Source organism: Streptomyces sp. NPDC033221, assembly GCF_055577005.1.
Map to the genome: position 1 here is coordinate 65589 of NZ_JBVIQN010000030.1, position 18642 is coordinate 84230.

At 71.2% G+C, this 18642-nt stretch carries 13 protein-coding genes; 7 read left to right on the top strand and 6 right to left on the bottom strand.

The window, feature by feature from the left end; all coding sequences use genetic code 11:
* Positions 1–35: 35 nt before the first annotated feature.
* A complete protein-coding gene (locus ACZ53K_RS31345) occupies positions 36–2210 on the top strand; it encodes a 3-hydroxyacyl-CoA dehydrogenase NAD-binding domain-containing protein (RefSeq protein ID WP_468843195.1) in 2175 nt (724 codons plus the stop codon).
* A gap of 117 nt (positions 2211–2327) precedes the next feature.
* Here the strand turns inward: ACZ53K_RS31345 and ACZ53K_RS31350 are convergent, their stop codons facing one another.
* Both ACZ53K_RS31350 and ACZ53K_RS31355 read right to left on the bottom strand, forming a co-directional pair.
* A complete protein-coding gene (locus ACZ53K_RS31350) occupies positions 2328–3722 on the bottom strand; it encodes an ATP-binding protein (RefSeq protein WP_468843198.1) in 1395 nt (464 codons plus the stop codon).
* Positions 3723–3810: 88 nt separating this feature from the next.
* Positions 3811–4542 (bottom strand): MerR family transcriptional regulator, encoded by a 732-nt coding sequence (locus tag ACZ53K_RS31355; RefSeq protein WP_468843201.1) that lies wholly within the window; start codon positions 4540–4542, stop codon positions 3811–3813.
* Between the two features lie 196 nt (positions 4543–4738).
* On the opposite strand from ACZ53K_RS31355, the gene ACZ53K_RS31360 reads away from it, so the two are divergent.
* Together ACZ53K_RS31360 and ACZ53K_RS31365 are read left to right on the top strand one after the other, a co-directional pair.
* Positions 4739–4930, top strand: a complete 192-nt coding sequence (locus ACZ53K_RS31360; protein ID WP_468843204.1) for a hypothetical protein — start codon at positions 4739–4741, stop codon at positions 4928–4930.
* Between the two features lie 384 nt (positions 4931–5314).
* Complete coding sequence (locus ACZ53K_RS31365; RefSeq protein WP_468843207.1) at positions 5315–6811, top strand: amino acid permease; 1497 nt, start codon at positions 5315–5317, stop codon at positions 6809–6811.
* A 63-nt stretch (positions 6812–6874) separates the two neighbouring features.
* Here ACZ53K_RS31365 and ACZ53K_RS31370 read toward each other — a convergent pair whose 3' ends face one another.
* The gene (locus ACZ53K_RS31370; protein ID WP_468843209.1) at positions 6875–8377 is read right to left on the bottom strand and encodes an MFS transporter; all 1503 of its coding nucleotides are present in this window, start codon (positions 8375–8377) and stop codon (positions 6875–6877) included.
* Between the two features lie 180 nt (positions 8378–8557).
* Between ACZ53K_RS31370 and ACZ53K_RS31375 the strand changes: the two genes are divergently transcribed.
* Positions 8558–9445: a CPBP family glutamic-type intramembrane protease gene (locus tag ACZ53K_RS31375; protein WP_468843212.1), complete on the top strand. Its 888-nt coding sequence runs from the start codon at positions 8558–8560 to the stop codon at positions 9443–9445.
* Here ACZ53K_RS31375 and sph read toward each other — a convergent pair.
* A complete protein-coding gene (gene sph, locus ACZ53K_RS31380) occupies positions 9339–10337 on the bottom strand; it encodes a sphingomyelin phosphodiesterase (protein ID WP_468843215.1) in 999 nt (332 codons plus the stop codon). The two genes, ACZ53K_RS31375 and sph, sit on opposite strands and share 107 nt — an antisense overlap.
* Positions 10338–10490: 153 nt before the next feature.
* On the bottom strand, positions 10491–12002 hold the full coding sequence (locus ACZ53K_RS31385) for a M1 family metallopeptidase (RefSeq protein WP_468843218.1): 1512 nt from the start codon (positions 12000–12002) through the stop codon (positions 10491–10493).
* A 245-nt stretch (positions 12003–12247) separates the two neighbouring features.
* Between ACZ53K_RS31385 and ACZ53K_RS31390 the strand changes: the two genes are divergently transcribed.
* The 3 genes from ACZ53K_RS31390 (at position 12248) to ACZ53K_RS31400 (ending at position 17501) form a co-directional block, all read left to right on the top strand.
* Positions 12248–14215 (top strand): Xaa-Pro dipeptidyl-peptidase, encoded by a 1968-nt coding sequence (locus ACZ53K_RS31390; protein WP_468843221.1) that lies wholly within the window; start codon positions 12248–12250, stop codon positions 14213–14215.
* Positions 14216–14367: 152 nt separating this feature from the next.
* On the top strand, positions 14368–15681 hold the full coding sequence (locus ACZ53K_RS31395; protein WP_468843224.1) for a M14 family metallopeptidase: 1314 nt from the start codon (positions 14368–14370) through the stop codon (positions 15679–15681).
* A 113-nt stretch (positions 15682–15794) separates the two neighbouring features.
* Positions 15795–17501, top strand: a complete 1707-nt coding sequence (locus ACZ53K_RS31400) for a BCCT family transporter (RefSeq protein ID WP_468843226.1) — start codon at positions 15795–15797, stop codon at positions 17499–17501.
* Between the two features lie 57 nt (positions 17502–17558).
* On the opposite strand, the gene ACZ53K_RS31405 is transcribed toward ACZ53K_RS31400, so the two are convergent.
* Positions 17559–18524 carry an FAD-dependent oxidoreductase gene (locus tag ACZ53K_RS31405; protein WP_468843228.1) on the bottom strand — a complete coding sequence of 322 codons (966 nt, stop codon included), beginning with the start codon at positions 18522–18524 and terminating at the stop codon, positions 17559–17561.
* Positions 18525–18642: the final 118 nt, after the last annotated feature.

Genomic DNA, 18642 nt, shown 5'->3' on the forward strand with positions numbered 1-18642 from the left:
CCCTCGTCCCTCACCCACTACGGAGTACGCACCCCATGAGTGAATCCACCACCATCCGCTGGGAACAGGACGAGACCGGCGTCGTCACCCTCGTCCTCGACGACCCGGACCAGTCGGCCAACACGATGAACGAGGCCTTCAAGACCTCGCTGACGGCCGTCGCCGACCGCCTGGAGGCCGAGCGGGACACCGTACGCGGCGTCATCTTCACCTCCGCCAAGAAGACCTTCTTCGCCGGCGGCGACCTGCGCGACCTGATCGCCGTCACCCCCGAGCACGCCCAGCGCGCGTTCGAGACCGGCCAGGGCATCAAGCGCGACCTGCGCCGCATCGAGACCCTCGGCAAGCCGGTCGTCGCCGCCATCAACGGCGCGGCCCTCGGCGGCGGTTACGAGCTGGCGCTCGCCTGCCACCACCGCGTCGCCCTCGACACCCGCGCCACCAAGATCGGCCTGCCCGAGGTGACCCTCGGCCTGCTCCCGGCGGCCGGCGGCGTGGTCCGTACGGTCCGGCTGCTCGGCATCGCCGACGCGCTGCTGAAGGTGCTGCTCCAGGGCACCCAGTACAACGCCACCCGCGCCAAGGACAACGGCCTGATCCACGACGTCGCGGCCACGCCCGAGGAGCTGATCGAGAAGGCGCGCGCGTTCATCGACTCCAACCCGCAGGCCCAGCAGCCCTGGGACGTCAAGGGCTACAAGATCCCCGGCGGTACCCCGGCGCACCCGAAGTTCGCCGCCAACCTCCCCGCCTTCCCGGCCAACCTGAAGAAGCAGCTGAACGGCGCCCCGTACCCGGCCCCGCGCAACATCCTCGCGGCGGCCGTCGAAGGCTCCCAGGTCGACTTCGAGACCGCGCAGACCATCGAGGCGCGCTACTTCGTCGAGCTGGTCACCGGCCAGGTCTCCAAGAACATGATCCAGGCGTTCTTCTTCGACCTGCAGGCCGTCAACTCCGGCGCCAACCGCCCCAAGGACGTCGCGCCGCGCACCGTCGAGAAGGTCGCCGTGCTCGGCGCCGGCATGATGGGCGCGGGCATCGCGTACTCCTGCGCCAAGGCCGGGATCGAGGTCGTCCTCAAGGACGTCTCCCTGGAAGCGGCCGAGAAGGGCAAGGCGTACTCGGAAGGGCTGCTCGCCAAGGCGCTGGGCCGCGGTCGGACCACCGAAGCCCAGCGGGACGAACTCCTCGCCCGCATCACCCCCACCGCCGACCCGCAGGACCTGGCCGGCTGTGACGCCGTCATCGAGGCGGTCTTCGAGGACACCGCCCTCAAGCACAAGGTGTTCCAGGAGATCCAGCACCTCGTCGCCCCCGACGCGCTGCTGTGCTCCAACACCTCCACCCTCCCCATCACGGGTCTCGCCGAAGGCGTCGAGCGGGCGGCCGACTTCATCGGCCTGCACTTCTTCTCGCCCGTCGACAAGATGCCGCTGGTCGAGATCATCAAGGGCGCGCGGACCGGCGACGAGGCGCTGGCCCGCGCCTTCGACCTGGTACGCCGGATCCGCAAGACCCCCATCGTCGTCAACGACTCGCGCGGCTTCTTCACCTCCCGCGTCATCGGCCACTTCATCAACGAGGGCGTGGCGATGGTCGGCGAGGGCGTCGAGCCGGCCTCGGTGGAGCAGGCCGCGGCCCAGGCCGGATACCCGGCCAAGGTGCTCTCCTTGATGGACGAGCTGACCCTCACCCTCCCGCGCAAGATCCGCAACGAGACCCGGCGGGCGGTCGAGGCGGCCGGCGGCACCTGGCAGCAGCACCCGGCCGACACCGTCATCGACCGCATGGTGGACGAGTTCGGGCGGCCGGGCCGCAGCGGCGGCGGGGGCTTCTACGAGTACGGCGAGGACGGCAGGCGGGCCGGCCTGTGGCCGGGCCTGCGCGAGCACTTCACGAAGGCCGACACCGACATCCCGTTCCGGGACATGCAGGAGCGGATGCTGTTCGCCGAGGCGCTGGACACCGTCCGCTGCTTCGAGGAGGGCGTGCTGACCTCCGTAGCGGACGCCAACATCGGCTCCATCCTGGGCATCGGCTTCCCCGGCTGGACCGGTGGCGTCATCCAGTACATCAACGGTTACGAGGGCGGACTGCCCGGCTTCGTCACCCGCGCCCGCGAACTCCAGGCGGCGTACGGGGACCGGTTCGCGCCGCCCGCGCTGCTGGTGGAGAAGGCGGAGCGGGGGGAGAAGTTCAGCGACGCGTGACGTCGCACGGCGGTGCGGACCGGCCCGCCGGGGCCGGCCCGCACCACCCCGTGCACCGACGGCCGGTACGCATCCGCACCGCCCGCACGTGCCCGGCCGGGGGCATGACGCAGGCTCTCAGTCCCGCTTGAGTCGCCACGCCGCACGGGAGCCGGCCCGGTCCGGCACGGGCTCGATCTGCCCGGCGTCCCGCAGCCGGTGGAAGACCCGTTTCATCCGGTTCTCGGAGGCGATGCCGGTGATGCGGCGCGCGATCCGGTTGGGGATCTCCGGGTTGGACCGCAGGTACTGGAGCACCAGTTCCTCGGGCCGGGCCAGCGGCGTGTGCTCCAGCACCACGACGAACGCGTTGGCCTCCACGAAGAACCGCGGCTCCTTGAGCTTCGCCGCCTTCATCGTGCTCAGCACGGTGTCCAGGCCCTCGCCGATGTCCTTGTTCGGAGGGTCCGGGTACTTGTTCAGCAGCCGCACGATCGTGGGGTTGCGCGCGAAGCGCTCCGTGAACAGGTTGTCCGGCGTCATGTGGCCGGGCAGCCGGCCCGGACTGCGTACCTCCACCCGGTTGTCGAACACCGAGATCAGGATGTCGTCGGAGAGGTTGTAGTCCCGGTGGATCACCGCGTTGACGATGATCTCCTTCAGCGCCTCCGGCGGGTAGGCCATCGGCGACAGGGCGCCGTCCGGACCCAGCACCGGCACCGACTGGATGATCCGGGTGACCGCCGCCAGCGTCCGGTCGATCAGCACCCGGGCCGGCCCGTCCACCGTCGTCGGCGCGGACTTCAGGTGCCGGCGGTCCGGGACCTGCTCCCCGGTCTCGTACCGGGCGATCTTCACCGAGCACTTCTTCGGTACGACGGCGGGCGGCTCGGCGGCGAACAGCACGGCACCGGCGACGGTCGCCAGCGCCCCGCCGCGGTCCACCAGGCGCTGCCGGCGCAGGAACCGCTCGGCGGAGGTGCGCGGACTGTACCGGCCGAGGAAGGCGTGCAGCTCGTCCTCGGCCCGCAGCTCCTCCAGGGCGTAGTCGCGCAGCAGCTGGTCCTCGTAGGAACGGGCGCCCTTGGACAGCGACAGATCGGTGATCTGCGTGCCCTTCAGCCGCCGCGACTGGGCGCCGCGGCGCTGCGGCACCTCGCCGCGCGCCGTCTTGTGCACGTCCGGGCTCTTGTGGACCGTGACCAGAGCGGCCCAGCCCAGTTCCGCGCGGCCCTCGACCCGCAGGAACTCGATGTCGTACGGCACCGGCGGCTCCACCTGGTCGACCATGGCCTGCTGGACGAAATTGGCGTCCTCCAGCGAGGCGAAGCCGCGCCACCGGGCCAGCCCGCGCCCGCTGCGCGGGTCCTCGATGCCGACGATGAACTCCCCGCCCTCGGCGTTGGCCAGGGCGGCCGCGATGATCTGCACGACCGCCCCGCCGCTGCGGCCGCTCTTGAACTCCCAGAAGTGGCTCTCCTGCCGGGCGAGGATGTCCGCCGCCTCGGCCCGGGAAACGCTGCGCCCCTCCACCCACCGCCTCGTCTCGCTCGTCGGGCTGTGCCGCACCACCGGCCGCACCCGGGGACCGGTAACCACGTCATGCCCGCCGGGCGCGCGCTCACTCCTCGGCGTAGGTCGCCCGCAGCTCCTCGCGCATCGACCGCTGGAAGGCCGTCACCAGAGCCTGCACCACCATCGGCTGCATATGGGCGGAGAGCGACTTCATCGACTCCACCTGTTCGGGGTCCGACTCGCGTTCCCGGTAGGGGCCCCACACCTCGGCGTGGAAGAGCCGGGTCAGCTCGCGCGCCGCCGAGCGGGTGTGCTCCTGGACGACGGTACGGGCGGCGAGCAGCGTCTCCAGCGCGACCGGTACGTCCAGCAGCCGGATGCCCAGGTGCAGGACGGCCGGGTCGACCCGGAAGGCGTCGGGGGCGTCGGTGCGCTCCAGGACGTCCATCGCCGCCAGCCGGTCGATGTCGTCCTCGCTCAGCGCGCGGCCCGCACGGCGCTCCAGGTGGGCCCGGGTGGCCTCCTCGGCGGAGTCCGGCGCCCAGGAGGCGACCAGGGCGCGGTGGATGGCGAGGTCGTGGGCGCTGAGGTCGTCGGGCAGCCGGGCGAGGTAGCGCTCGATGGCGGCCAGCGTCATGCCGTGGTGCTGGAGTTCCTCGATGAGCGCGAGCCGGGAGAGGTGGGCGTCACCGTACCGGCCGACGCGGCGCGGGCCGATCGCGGGCGGCGGCAGCAGCCCCCGGGTGCTGTAGAAACGGACGGTGCGCACGGTCACGCCCGCGCGGGCGGCCAACTCGTCGACGGTGAGCGTCGGTTCTTCCCCGGTCCCGGTGGCCATGCCGCGCCTCACTTTCCTCGCTGCGTCCGCGCGTGTGCCCGCGCCCCCTGCGCCCGCCGCGACCGTGCCGCGGCCGACCGTGTTCAACAGTATTGCTGTCTCACCGGCCTTGTGAAACCTTCCGGGGCCTGGCGGGAGTGAGGTGCGCGGCCGGCTGGACCGGACGGATGTCGTGGCTCTCCGGGGGCTCGGGTCGGTGAGCGTCGATCTGCGGGTCCGGGAACCGGTGCGGTACGCGGCCGTGCCTTCCGAGCTGGTGCCCGTCGATGCGCACGTCCACGACCAGTACGGCGAGTACATCGGTGAACCGCTGGTGTGGACCGGCAAGGGTGCCGGCCTGGCAGCGCTGGCGTACGCCTGGATCACGGACGAGATGCCGGAGTCTTAGCCGCCCACGGGCCACGTGCTCATCACGGTGCGCTGACCCGCCTGCTCCCCACCGGCGCCCCCGGCGAAATCGTCACTGCGGCTGCGCCACGTTCTCGGCCCGACAGCGATTTCCGGCCAGTGAAGACCGGAAGGTGACGGCGCGTATCGCTCTCCTGCGTGAGGAGTGGTGACCGGAGCGTGGCGGAATCTGGGGCTCATCGACATGACCCCGACAACTCATTCCGGTCATATCCGGACGGATTATTGATGGCTCATACACGCTGTGATCCAGCACACAGACGAGGGGGCGGCTCTGGGGGAAGGTGTGCCGTCGGCCGGACTCGCGTGACCCGTGGGACCGGTGACGGCTCCATCGCCTGCCCGAAAGCGAGATGAACCAGCTGTGAGCACGGAAACCGTCCAGGAAGACGCCCACAGGCCACCGGACGGGGGGAAGGCCTCGACCGCCCAGGACGCGGGCGACGCCGGATACAGCAAGGGCCTCAAGGGCCGGCACGTCAACATGATCGCGATCGGCGGGGCGATCGGCACCGGTCTGTTCCTGGGCGCCGGCGGCCGGCTCGCCTCCGCCGGGCCCGCGCTCGCCATCGCGTACGCGGTCTGCGGTCTGTTCGCGTTCTTCGTCGTCCGGGCCCTGGGCGAACTGGTGCTGCACCGCCCGTCGTCGGGCTCGTTCGTCTCGTACGCGCGGGAATTCCTGGGGGAGAAGGGCGCGTACATCGCGGGCTGGATGTACGTCGTCAACTGGTCCACGACCGGTATCGCCGACATCACCGCGATCGCCCTCTACACCCACTACTGGAGCCTGTTCACCGCCATCCCGCAGTGGGCGATGGCGCTGATCGCGCTCGCGGTGGTGCTGGCCATCAACCTCATCTCGGTGAAGATCTTCGGTGAGATGGAGTTCTGGTTCGCGATCATCAAGGTCGCGGCCCTGGTCGTCTTCATGTTCATCGGGATCTTCCTGCTGGCCACCCAGCACCCGGTGGGCGGCGAGACCCCCGGCCTGAGCCTGATCACCGACCACGGCGGCTTCTTCCCGAGCGGCCTGCTGCCCGTGGTGATCGTGCTGCAAGGCGTGGTGTTCGCCTACTCCGCCGTCGAACTGGTCGGCGTCACCGCCGGTGAGACCGACGAGCCGGAGAAGGTCGTGCCCAAGGCCGTCAACTCGATCATGTGGCGGGTCGGTGTCTTCTACGTCGGCTCGGTCATCCTGCTCGCGCTGCTGCTGCCGTGGAACAAGTACACCGGCTCCGAGAGCCCCTTCGTGACCGTGCTCTCCAACGTGGGCGTACCGGCCGCGGGCGACGTGATGAACCTCGTGGTGCTCACCGCCGCCATGTCCAGCCTCAACTCCGGCCTGTACTCCACCGGCCGCATCCTGCGCTCGATGTCGATGGCGGGCTCGGCGCCGAGGTTCGCCGGCCTGATGAACCGCAATCAGGTGCCGTACGGCGGCATCATGCTCACCTCCGCGGTGTGCGTGCTGGGCGTCGGCCTGAACTATCTCGTGCCCGGCAAGGCGTTCGAGATCGTGCTGAACATCGCGGCGCTCGGCATCATCAGCACCTGGTGCACGATCATGGTCTGTCACATCGTCTTCGTCCGGCGCTCCCGCGAGGGCCTGGTCGACCGCCCCCGCTTCCAGCTGCCGGGCACCCCCGTCACCGACATCGCGACCATCGTCTTCCTGCTCGGCGTCATCGTCCTGATGGCCTTCGACAGCGAGGGCGTGGGACAGCAGACCGTGATGCTGCTGCCGATCATCGGCGCCGCGCTGGTCGTGGGCTGGTTCGTGGTCCGCGGCCGGGTGAGCCGGATCGCGGCCGAACGCGAGCGGGACGCGGTCACCGGCGGGGGCAAGCTCGACAAGGGCTGACCGTACGGCCGGGGGCACTCGGCCAGGGCTGACCGTACGGCCGTACGGCACGGCGGACGCGTCTCAGGACGCGTCCGCCGCTCGCTTCTCGCGTTCGGCCCGCTCGGCCCGCTCGGCCCGCTCGGCCGCGCGCCGGATGACCGTCGTCAGCACCGTGACCACACAGGTCAGGGCGACCGAGACGACGGTGGTCCACATGGCGGCCCGCGCGTATCCGGCGGCGCTCGGCGCGCTGCCGGCCAGCGCGAAGAAGGCCGCGCCGATGACCGCGACACCGGCGGCGCCGCCGAACTGCTGGGCGGTGGTGAGCACTCCCGCGCCGATACCGGCCCGGTGTGCCGGCACCCGTACCAGTGAGGCGCCGATCAGCTGCGGGAACAGCAGCCCGTTGCCCACCCCGGCCACCGCCATGGTGACGACGATCCAGGGCAGCGCCCCGCGGTCCGGCTGGAAGTGCAGCGCGAGGGCGACCGCCGTCAGGCCGGTCACCGTGATGGCACTGCCCAATTGCAGGACGCGCAGGCCGAAGCGCTGTACCAGCGGGCGGCTGAGCAGCGAGCAGGCGGCAAAGCAGACGCCGGTCGGCGCGAAGGCCAGCCCGGCCTGGAACGGGCCCAGCCCGAAACCGCCCTGGAGCAGCAGGGTCAGGGTGAACATCAGACTCGCCCAGTACGCCATGAAGGCCGCACCCGTCACCACACCGGCGAGATAGGAACCCTCCCGGAACAGCGCGAGGTCCAGTACGGGCTCGCCGCCGCGGGCGGTCAGGGTCCGCTGCCAGTGCACGGTGGCCGCGCCCACCGGTACGGAGGCGGCCAGGCAGATCCAGGTCCAGGCCGGCCAGCCGGCGGTGCGTCCCATGGCGAGCGGTACGAGCACCAGCCCCAGCGTCAGCGCCACGCCGCAGGCGCCGGGCAGGTCCAGCCGGGCCCGCCGGCCGGGGCGTACCGAGGGCAGGAAGCGCAGGGCCAGCAGGGCCGCGACCGCGCCGATCGGCACATTGATCAGGAACAGCACCCGCCAGCCGAGGCCGAGGATGTCGGCGTCGAGCATCAGCCCGCCGAGCACCTGCCCGGCGACCGAGGCCGTCCCTCCGGCGACGCCGTACCAGGCCATCGCCCGGCCCCGCGCGTGCACCGGGAACGTGGCGGTGATCGTGGCGAGCACCTGCGGGACCATCACGGCCCCGGCGAAACCCTGGAGCAGCCGGGCGCCGACCAGTTGGGCCGGATTCATCGCGATGCCGCACAGCAGCGAGGTGACGGCGAAGGCGAGCAGGCCCACGACGAAGGTGCGCCGGTGGCCGAAGAGGTCCCCGAGCCGGCCGCCGGTGATCATGCCGCTGGCGTACGCGAAGGCGTAACCGCCCACGATCAGTTCGAGGGCGGCGGGCCCGGTGTGCAGGTCCTTCTCGAACGAGGGGGCGGCGACGTTGACGACGAAGAAATCGAACTGTGCCATGAACCACGCGGACAGCAGGACGGCGAGCAGCGGTCCCGGGCGCGGGGCGGTGGTGGGGGAGGGCTGCGCGGGCGTGGCCCGTGCATCAGCTGATATCTCGGTCACGGCAGCAATCCTGGACCTGTTGCGTCCAGGACGGCAAACGGCGCCCGGACCGGTCGCCGCGCATCGGCCGTGCGCCCCCGTACCCGTAGAACCACCACTCGCCGGGGTGTACCTGGATACACCCCCGTCCGGTAAGCAGACCCAGTGGCTGCGGACCCGCGGGGCGGCATCGTCATGGCCATGCGAAAGAAATCTGCCGACATCACGGCGATGGCCGTGTTCGTCATCGTGGCCTTTGTGGCGTCCGGAGCCCTGGGCGCGCTCCAGCCCGCCACCGGGATTCCCGGTGAGGTCATCCAGCTGGTCCAGTTCGGCCCCGCGCTCGCGGTGGGAGCGGTCGCGCTGCTCCGGCCGGGGCGGGTACGGGAGTTGTTCGCCGGCTCCGAGCCGGGCCGCGGCGGACGGAAGACGCCCGGGGTGCTGCTGCTGGCCACGGCACCCCTGGTCATCGCGCTGACCGTCGCGGTGTACGCGGCGCTCACCGGGGACGCCCGCTTCACACGGCCGCACGCCCCGTTCGCGCTGATCGCCGTGGCGCAGCTGATCGGCGCGTGCGGCGAGGAGATCGGGTGGCGCTGCTTCCTGCGGCCGCTGCTGCGCACCCGCTTCGGCTCGGTGACGACATCGGTCGTGGTGGGTGTGCTGTGGGGCGTCTGGCACGTCCAGATCTTCGCTCGGAGCCCGGAGTACGCGGGCGCGTTCATCGTGGGGACCGTGGCCATGTCGGTCGTGCTGGGCTGGGCCCTGGAAGGAGCACGGGCGGCCTCCGGGCTGCCGCTGGCCGGGGGTTTCCACGCGCTGATCAACCTCGGCCTGCTGCTGTTCATGGACGAGGAGGCCGGCGTGGTGCTGCCCATGGTGCTGCTCGGCACCGCGTGCCTGGCGGCGGCGGGGCTGTGGACATGGGCGAACTTCCGCAAGGTGCGGCCGTCGGCCCCGTCGTCACCTCCGGCACCGGTTACTACCTCAAGCGCTGACCGGCCGTCACGGGGTAGTGGTCCGACAGGTCGGTATACGTGTACTCCTTGCCCCAGCTCGACACCGTCCAGGGCGCGGACCGCTCCTTGACGACCTCGTTGTGCCAGCCGGCGGGCCGGGCGTGGCCGCGACGGTGCAGGACGTGGTCCAGGTCCTCGCGCGGGTCGTCCGGGTACCGGTAGGCCGCGACCGAGTTGTCCCGGGTGTCGAAGGAGTACGGGTGCCCGGTACGCGCGTCGGCCGCCACCAGACCGGCGTTGTCGAGCAGGGAGGCGAACTCCGGGCTGCGCGAGTCCACGTTCACGTCACCGGCGACCATGACCTGTTCGTCCGCCGGAATGCGCTTCGCGTCCAGGAAGGCGTCGATCTCCTTGAACTGCTTCGCCCGGACGGCGGCCGCTTCCCCCGCCCTGCACCCCGGGTCGGTCGACTGGGCGTGCGTACCGACGACGTGCACCGTGGAGCCGCGGACGTTCAGCGCGGCGTAGGCGAAGCCCTTGTTGGACCAGGAGTCGGCCCCGCAGGCGTCCTTGAACACGTACTGCTCCTTGCGGAGCACCGGCCACTTGCTCAGCAGGGTGACTCCGCCGTCCTCGGGAGTGGTGGCGGAGTAGGCGCCGCCGGTGGCGTCCCAGCCGCTCTTCCCGCGTCCGACGACCGGTGTCTGGTAAGGGTACTGTGCCGCCGCGGCCGACTTGAGCGCGTCGGAGGAGGAGTTGTCGAAGGCTTCCTGGAGGACGACGACGTCCTGGCCTCGGAAGAAGCCGGCGGAGGCGATCGCCTTGGCCCGGTGGTCCTGGCCCCAGTTGGGGTAGAGGGTCCTGCTCATCAGGAAGACGTTGTACGAGAGCACGTTGATCGCGGGCACCTCGGCCGGCGCTGGCGCGGCCGATGCCGGGAGCGCCGTGACCAAGCACGTCGTGGCGGCCAGTCCGGCGGCCAACGCCGTGCCGGCAATGGCTCTGTGCGGGCGGTACGGCATGCGGTCTCCTGGTCGTGTGAGGGGCGGGGATGACCCGCCGCACATCGAACCAGGCGCACTTACTTCTGAGTAACCTCCGGGTGTCGCGGAGGTGGAGGGGACGTGGCACGTGGGCGGGGCCCGGCGGCGGTGTGCGCCGGGCCCCGTCTCGGGTCAGTGCTGGTGACCGTGGCCGTGCACGTTGTTCGTGGCCTGGATCGACTTCCAGGACTTCGGCTGGGCCGGTGCCTTGGCCGGAGCGGCCGACCGGGCGCCGAACGTGGCCTTGGCCGCGGCGGCCGCGGGCTTGGACGGCTGGAAGAGCCAGGTGTCGAACAGCTCGGCCAGCGGCTTGCCGGTCTTGCGCTCGGCGTACGTCACGAAGTCCTGCACCGAGGCGTTGCCGTACTTCTTGTCGGTCGGCCAGGACTTCAGGAGCCCGAAGAAGGCCTGGTCACCGACCTTGTTGCGCAGCGCCTGGAGGGCGAGCGCGCCGCGGTCGTACACCGCGCCGTGGAACTGGTTGTCCGGGCCCGGGTCGCCCGGCTTGACCTTCCAGAACGGGTCGTCGGCCGGGTGCTGGGCGTACACGTAGTCGGCCAGCTCCTGACCGGTGCCCTCGCCCTCCTTCTCCGACCACAGCCACTGGCTGTAGCGGGCGAAGCCCTCGTTGACCCAGATGTCCTTCCAGTCCTTGACGGAGACGCTGTCGCCGTACCACTGGTGCGCGAGTTCGTGCACCACGACGGAGACGTTGGCGCCGTTGGCGAACGCCTCCTTGCCGTAGAACGGGCGGGTCTGCGTCTCCAGCGCGTAACCGGCCTTCACATTGGGGACGTACCCGCCGACGGAGTTGAACGGGTACGGACCGAAGACCGACTCCAGCCACTCCGTGACCTCGGTGGTGCGCTCGATGCTCGCGCGCGCCGAACCCTCGTAGGCGCCGAGGTCCTTGCTGACGGCGTTGATCACCGGCAGGCCGCTGGCCGTGGTGTCCTTGGTGACGTCGAACTTGCCGACCGCGAGCGTGGTCAGATACGTCGCCTGCGGCTTGTCCGAGCGCCAGTTGTAGCGCGTCCAGCCGAGCTTGGAGGTCTGCGACAGCAGGACGCCGTTGCTGAGCGCCTGGTTGCCGTCCGGCACCGAGACCGAGATGTCGTACGTCGCCTTGTCGGTCGGGTGGTCGTTGCTCGGGAACCACCACACGGCGGAGTCCGGCTCCTGCGCGATCACCCCGCCGTCGGGCGTGCGGTGCCAGGCGGAGTACCCGTCGATCTTCAGCTCGGACGGCTTGCCCGCGTAGCGCACGACGACGCTGATGTCCTTGCCCTTGGGCAGCGGGGTGGCCGGCGTGACCTCCAGCTCGTGCTTGCCGGAGGTGGCGAAGGACGCCTTCTTGCCGTTGACGCGTATCTCGCTGACCTTCAGGCCGAAGTCGAGGTTGAAGCGGTTCAGGTCCTGCGTGGTCTTGGCGAGCAGCGTCGCCGTGCCCTCCAGCAGGTCCGTCTTCGGCTGGTACTTCAGCCGAAGGTCGTAGTGGGAGACGTCATACCCGCCGTTGCCGCTCTCGGGGTAGTAGGAGTCGCCCGCGCCCGGAGCGCCGGGTGTGTAACTGGCCGCGGAAGCCGGGATCGCCAGCAGCAGGCTGAGGGCGGCCGCACCCGGAACGATGAGTCTGTGACGCACGAAATCCTCCAGCTTGTAGGGGAGGTGAGCCCGTTCGGCTCATCAGGTCCTCAGTTCTTCAGACCCTATGTACTCGGAACCCGCCCGTCATGTCCATGGCCCCATCTGACACATGACCGACATCAGGACGACACAGGCACCCCGGCCGTCGCGCGGCTCAGCGTCCCCGCGAACCCCTTTTCGCCCCCGCCCGCCACGTCGCGCACTCTTACGCGCAGGAGTTCCCCCGCGCTACCGTCCGCCCCGTGACCAAAAGCGCGCGGTTCCCCCGCATCCCCTGGAAAGCGCTCGTGGCGGCGGTGACCGTCGCCCTGTTGACCACGCTCACCGGACCGGCATCCGCCGCACCGTCCGCCGCCGGTGAGTCCAGACCCGTGTACTCCTACGACCGCGCGATACGCGAATCGGTCTGGGTGGACACGAGGATCGACGGCGACTCGGACGGGCGGACCGACCGGGTCGCCGTCGACATCGTGCGGCCGCGCGAACCCGCGCAGCAGGGCCGCCGGGTCCCCGTGATCATGGATGCCAGCCCCTACTACTCCTGCTGCGGGCGCGGCAACGAAAGCCAGAAGAAGACCTACGACAGCACCGGCAAGCCTGTGCAGTTCCCGCTCTTCTACGATAATTACTTCGTACCGCGTGGCTATGCGACGGTCCTGGTCGACCTGGCTGGCACCAACCGCTCGGACGGCTGCGTGGACGTCGGCGGACGCTCCGACATCCAGTCCGCGCGCGCCGTCGTCGACTGGCTCAACGGCCGGGGGCGCGCCTTCGACTCCCGTACGGGCGGCAATCGCGTCACCGCCGGCTGGACCAACGGCGACACCGGCATGATCGGCAAGAGCTGGGACGGCACCATCGCCAACGGCGTCGCCGCCACCGGCGTCGAGGGCCTGAAGACCATCGTGCCCATCGCCGCCATCTCCTCCTGGTACGACTACTACTTTGCCAAGGGCGCCCCGCTGTACAACTCCGGCCCCGACGCTCTGGCCAACCGCGTCAACAGTCCCGAGGCGCGCCTGCGTTGCGACGCCGTGCAGAAGAAGCTCGCCGAGGGCGCCCCGCGCACCGGCGACTGGACCCGGTTGTGGACCGAGCGCGACTACGTCAAGGACGCGGAGAACGTCACCGCCAGCGTCTTCGCCGTCCACGGGATGCAGGACCTCAACGTCCGCACCAAGCACTTCGGCCAGTGGTGGGACGCGCTCGCCGACAACGGCGTCGAGCGCAAGGTCTGGCTCTCCCAGACCGGCCACGTCGACCCGTTCGACTTCCGCCGGTCCGACTGGGTGCGCACCTTGCACCGCTGGTTCGACCACTACCTGATGGGCTACGACAACGGCATCGACGACGAGCCGATGGCCGACGTCGAGCGCGCCCCCGACCAGTGGGCCACCGACCGTGTCTGGCCCGCCGCCGGCACCTCGGCCACCACCGTACGGCCGCGCAACGGCAGCGCCCCGGGCGTCGGCGAACTCGGCACCCGGCGCGCGCCGCACGGCACCACCGAGGCCTTCACCGACGACCCGCGCCTGAACGAGGCCGACTGGGCCGCGCAGATCGACACGTCCACGCCCGCCAAGGCCGGATTCACCACCAAGCCGCTGACCAAGCCGCTGCGTCTGTCCGGCTCCGGCAAGGTCACCGTCACCGCCACCCCCAGCACCTCCACCGCCCACCTCTCCGCCGTCCTGGTGGACCTCGGCCCCGACACCATCCGCAACTACGGCGCGGCCGGCGAAGGCATCACCACCCTCACCGGCCGCACCTGCTGGGGCGCGAGCACCACCGGCGACAGTTCCTGCTACAAGGAGACGAAGGCCGACACGGTGCACGTCGGCCACACCGTCTTCAGCCGCGGCTGGGCCGACCTGGGCAACTGGGCGAACCCCGGCAAGGGCCGCCCGCTGACCCCCGGCAAGCCCTACACGATCACCCTCGACCTGGCCGCGAGCGACCACGTCGTACCCGCCGGGCACCGCCTCGCGCTCATCATCGCCGGCACCGACGCCGACCTGATCGACCCGCCGTCCACGACCCCGCGCCTGACCCTGGACCTAGCCCGCACCGCCGCCCGCCTGCCCGTCGTCGGCGGCGGCAAGGCGCTGGCGGCGGCCACGGCGGGGACCGGCGGACCGGCGCGCCTGGCACCGGCGCCGACGACCGGCGTGCGGCCGTCCGCACCGAGCCGGATCCCGGACGTGCGCTGACGGTACGGGCGGGGCCGGGGCACCGCGCCCCGGCCCCCGCCCGCAAGCCCGGACACAGGGTCCCAGCCCCCCGGAGCCCGTACGCCCAACCCGGAACCCCGCCGTCTTCCTCCACCGTTCGCCCCACCGTCCGACACTGGAGGCACCCCCTCGTGACACCCCTCTCCCGCGGCCTCGCCCTCGGAGCGCTGACCGTCGCACTGACCACGACCCTGCTGGCCTCGCCGCCCGCCGGCGCGGCCGGCCCGGACCTGCCCCGCACCGGCTTCGAGACCAGCAAGGGCGCCCGCTGGACCACCCAGCCGGAGGAGCAGGACTTCCTCGCCGCCGTGGACCGGGCGAGCGACCGCGTCCGTACGGACCGGATCGGCACCACCGCGCAGGGCCGCCCGCTCCGGCTCATACGCATCGGCGCCCCGGCCCCGAAGAGCGCCGCCGACGTGCGGCGCGGCAACGCGGTGCTGCTGATCTGCTCGCAGCACGGCGACGAGCCGTCCGGGCGCGAGGCGTGCCTGTCCACCGTCCGCGACCTCGCCTTCGCCGGGGACCCGGCCACCCGGCGCTTCCTGGAACGCACGAGTGTGCTGGTCGTGCCGACCGCCAATCCGGACGGCCGGGCCGCCGGCACCCGCGGCAACTCCGACGGCGTGGACATCAACCGCGACCACCTCGCCCTGAAGACCGCCGAGGCGCGCGCCCTGGCCGCCGTACAGCGCGACCACCGCCCGGACATCATCTACGACCTGCACGAATACGGGCCGACCGTGCCGTACTACATGAAGGACGTGCTCTCCCTGTGGCCGCGCAACCTCAACACCGCCCGCGCGGTGCACCGGGAGTCCACCGTCCTGTCCGAGGAGTACGTACGGCCGGAAGCCGCCGACGCCGGATTCAGCACCGGCATCTACGGCATCTGGACCGACCCGGAGACCGGCGACCCGGTCAAGCAGGTGGCCGGTGACGGCCAGGAACGCATCCTGCGCAACACCGCCGGGGTGAAGAACTCCGTCGGGCTGCTGGTGGAGACCCGGGTCGACGCGCTGACCGACGCCGAGAAGGCCGACCCGGCGCTGAACAACCGCCGCCGGGTCACCTCGCAACTGGCCGGACTGAAAGGCTTGTTCGATTTCGCCGGTGAGCGCCGGGCCCGGATCGAGTCCGCCACGACTCGCGCCTGGCTGGCCGGTTACGCCGACCGTGGACCGGTCTACCTCGGCGGCGCCGACAACGAACCGCCCGCTGCCGGGAAGATTCTGGGCAGCCCGCCCTGCGCGTACCGTCTCGACGCACGGCAGTACGCCGAGGTCAACGACGAACTCGCGTTGCATGGCGTGGCGTCGCACCGGGCCGGTAAGGGCGGGGCCGTGGTGCCGCTCCGCCAGCCGATGCGCGCCCTCGTTCCACTGCTGCTGGACGGCCGGGCCGAATATCACCTTACGGCCGCGACTCCGCTCAAGGGCTGCTGAACGCGTCCCACCGTGTGGTAGGGGGTAACGGGTAGGGAAAAACTGGCCAATTGAAAGGTCGACACGTGTCGGAATCAGACAAGGACACGGGCGGCGGGGGAGGTGCGCCGGTCATGGCGGACCTCCCCGGCGAGCCGCACCGCACCGGCCCCCCGCAGACCGACCGCGTGGTCTTCGGCGTCACGGCGCTGCTCACCCTCGCCTTCATCGTCTGGGGCGCCACCTCCACCGAGACGCTCAAGAGCGCCTCGTCGACGATGCTGGACTGGGTCATCAAGAACGGCGGCTGGGCCTTCGTGCTCTCCGCCTCCGGCTTCGTGGTCTTCGCCATCTGGCTGGCGGTGAGCAAGTACGGCCGGATCACCCTCGGCAAGGAGGGCGAGGAGCCCGAGTTCCGTACGGTGTCCTGGGTCGCGATGATGTTCAGCGCGGGCATGGGCATCGGCCTGATGTTCTACGGAGTCAGCGAACCGCTGGGGCACTTCGGCGCGCCGCCGCCGGGCACCGACCCCAAGGACGCCGCCCAGGCCATGGACACCGCGCTGGCCACCACGCTCTTCCACTGGACGCTGCACCCCTGGGCGATCTACGCGGTCGTGGGGCTGGCCATCGCGTACAGCTGCTTCCGGCGGGGGAGGCGGCAGACCATAAGCGCGGTGTTCACCCCGCTGATCGGCGAGCGGCGCGCCAACGGCTGGGGCGGGCAGGTCATCGACATCCTGGCCATCTTCGCCACGCTCTTCGGCTCCGCGGCCTCGCTGGGGCTCGGCGCGCTGCAGATCGGCAGCGGCATCAAGGTGCTCGGCTGGATGGACGAGGTCAGCACCACCCTGCTCGTCGCCGTCATCGCCGTACTGACCGTCGCCTTCATCCTGTCGGCGGTCTCCGGCATCGCCCGGGGCGTCCAGATGCTGTCCAACATCAACATGGTGCTGGCGCTGATCCTGGCGGTCTTCGTGTTCGTCGTCGGACCGACCATCCTCGTCCTGAACATGCTGCCGACCTCCATCGGCACCTTCATCGGCGAACTGCCGCAGCTCGCCGGCCGCACGGAGGCCAGCAGCGGGGACAAGGTCGGCGACTGGCTGCGCGGCTGGACGGTCTTCTACTGGGCGTGGTGGATCTCCTGGACGCCGTTCGTGGGCATGTTCATCGCGCGGATCAGCCGCGGGCGCACGATCCGGCAGTTCATCGGCGGGGTGATCCTCGTGCCGAGCGTGGTGAGCCTGCTGTGGTTCGCGGTGTTCGGCAGCTCGGCGATGCACCTCCAGGACGGGAAGAAGCTCTCCGGCGAGACCACGCCCGAGGGGCAGCTCTTCGACGTACTGCACCAGTATCCGGCGGCCACCCTCACCAGCATCCTGGTCATGATCCTCGTCGGCATCTTCTTCGTCTCCGGCGCGGACGCCGCCTCCATCGTGATGGGCACGCTCTCCCAGAAGGGATCCTTCGAACCGACCCGGCTCGTGGTGATCTTCTGGGGCGTGGTCACCGGCGCGGTCGCCGCGATCATGCTGATGATCGGCGGCGGTTCGGGCGACGCCCTCACCGGGCTGCAGAACCTGACGATCCTCGTCGCGGTGCCCTTCACCCTGGTGATGATCGCGATGTGCTGGGCGCTGCTGAAGGACCTGCGCCACGATCCGCTGATCGTGCGCGGCCAGAAGGGCGAGGAAGTCGTCGAGCTGGCCGTCATCGCGGGCCACGAGCGCTACGACGGCGACTTCGAGATCCGTATCGGGCCGGGCAACGGCGCGCCCGGCACCGGCACCGGGACGGCCGGCGCGCCCGCCCCGGCCGCCGAGGAGGGCAAGCCGTAGCACCGGGCAAGCGGAAGTGAACCCAGGGGGAGGGCCGGCGGGAGACCGGCCCTCCCCTCACACCGTCCCGCCGCCCACCAGCCGCACCACCTCGTCCGCACACCCCCACGCCACCGTCACACCCGCCCCGCCGTGCCCGTAGTTGTGCACGCACAGCGCGCCGCCCGGCAGCCGCTCCGCCTCCAGCCGCACGGCGGTACGCGCCGGGCGCAGCCCGACCCGGTGCGCCAGGACCCGGGCGTGCGCCAGCTTCGGGTGCACGCGCGCGCAGCGCTCCACGATCGCGCGGGCGGTCGCCGGGTCCGGCTCCCGCGACCAGGCGCCCTCGCGCGCCGTGCCGCCGAGGACCACCCCGTACGGCTGCGGCAGGATGTACGTCGTGGTCTCGGCGTGCCCGTCGGCCGACCCGAACCACTCCTCGACGCCCGGATTCTCCACGATCACCAGCTGCCCCTGCACGGGCTGCACCGCCAGGTCGGGAACCAGCTCGCGGGCGCCCAGTCCCGAGCAGTTGACGACCGTGCCGGCCTCCCGCCCCGCCTCGGCGAGGGAGGTGAACGGCCGCCGCTGCAGCGTGCCGCCCGCCGCCGCCAACCGCCGCTCCAGATACCGCAGGTGGGACGGCATGTCCACCAGCGGAGTGGCCGCGCGCCAGCCCGCGCCGTAACCCGCCGGCAGCTCGTCCGGGGTGGCCCGCCGCAGCCCCGGCACCGCGGCGTGCCAGCCGTCCGGCTCCGCGTTCCCGGCGTCGGCCATCGTGCCGGTCACCAGCCGCACACCGGTCTCCGCCGGACGCCGCGCCAGCTCGGTGAGCACGTGGAAGGAGCGCAGTGACCAGGCCACGGCCCGTTCCTCCGGCCGTACCCGGTAGGGCCAGCACAGGCCGCCCGCGACCGCGGAGGTGGTGTCCCCGGCCGGGTCGCGGCTGACGACCCGCACCTCGCGCCCGCGCTCCGCCAGCCCGACGGCGGCCGTCAGGCCGATCACCCCGCCGCCGATCACGATCACATCGCTCGTCGTCATGCCTGGACGCTATCCGGTGCGCCCGCCGGGGGCGACGGCTCCGGCGGGGCGGCCACCTCGCGGATACGGAACGGGCCCCTCCCTGTGAATTGTCCGGCGCCGGGCTCATATCGGCGGT

Bases quoted from the DNA above. Each gene is read 5' to 3' on its own strand.
- ACZ53K_RS31345 (WP_468843195.1), top strand. From the start codon at position 36: ATGAGTGAATCCACCACCATCCGCTGGGAACAGGACGAGACCGGCGTC.
- ACZ53K_RS31355 (WP_468843201.1), bottom strand. From the start codon at position 4,542: ATGGCCACCGGGACCGGGGAAGAACCGACGCTCACCGTCGACGAGTTG.
- ACZ53K_RS31375 (WP_468843212.1), top strand. From the start codon at position 8,558: ATGCGAAAGAAATCTGCCGACATCACGGCGATGGCCGTGTTCGTCATC.
- sph (WP_468843215.1), bottom strand. From the start codon at position 10,337: ATGCCGTACCGCCCGCACAGAGCCATTGCCGGCACGGCGTTGGCCGCC.
- ACZ53K_RS31400 (WP_468843226.1), top strand. From the start codon at position 15,795: ATGGCGGACCTCCCCGGCGAGCCGCACCGCACCGGCCCCCCGCAGACC.
- ACZ53K_RS31405 (WP_468843228.1), bottom strand. From the start codon at position 18,524: ATGACGACGAGCGATGTGATCGTGATCGGCGGCGGGGTGATCGGCCTG.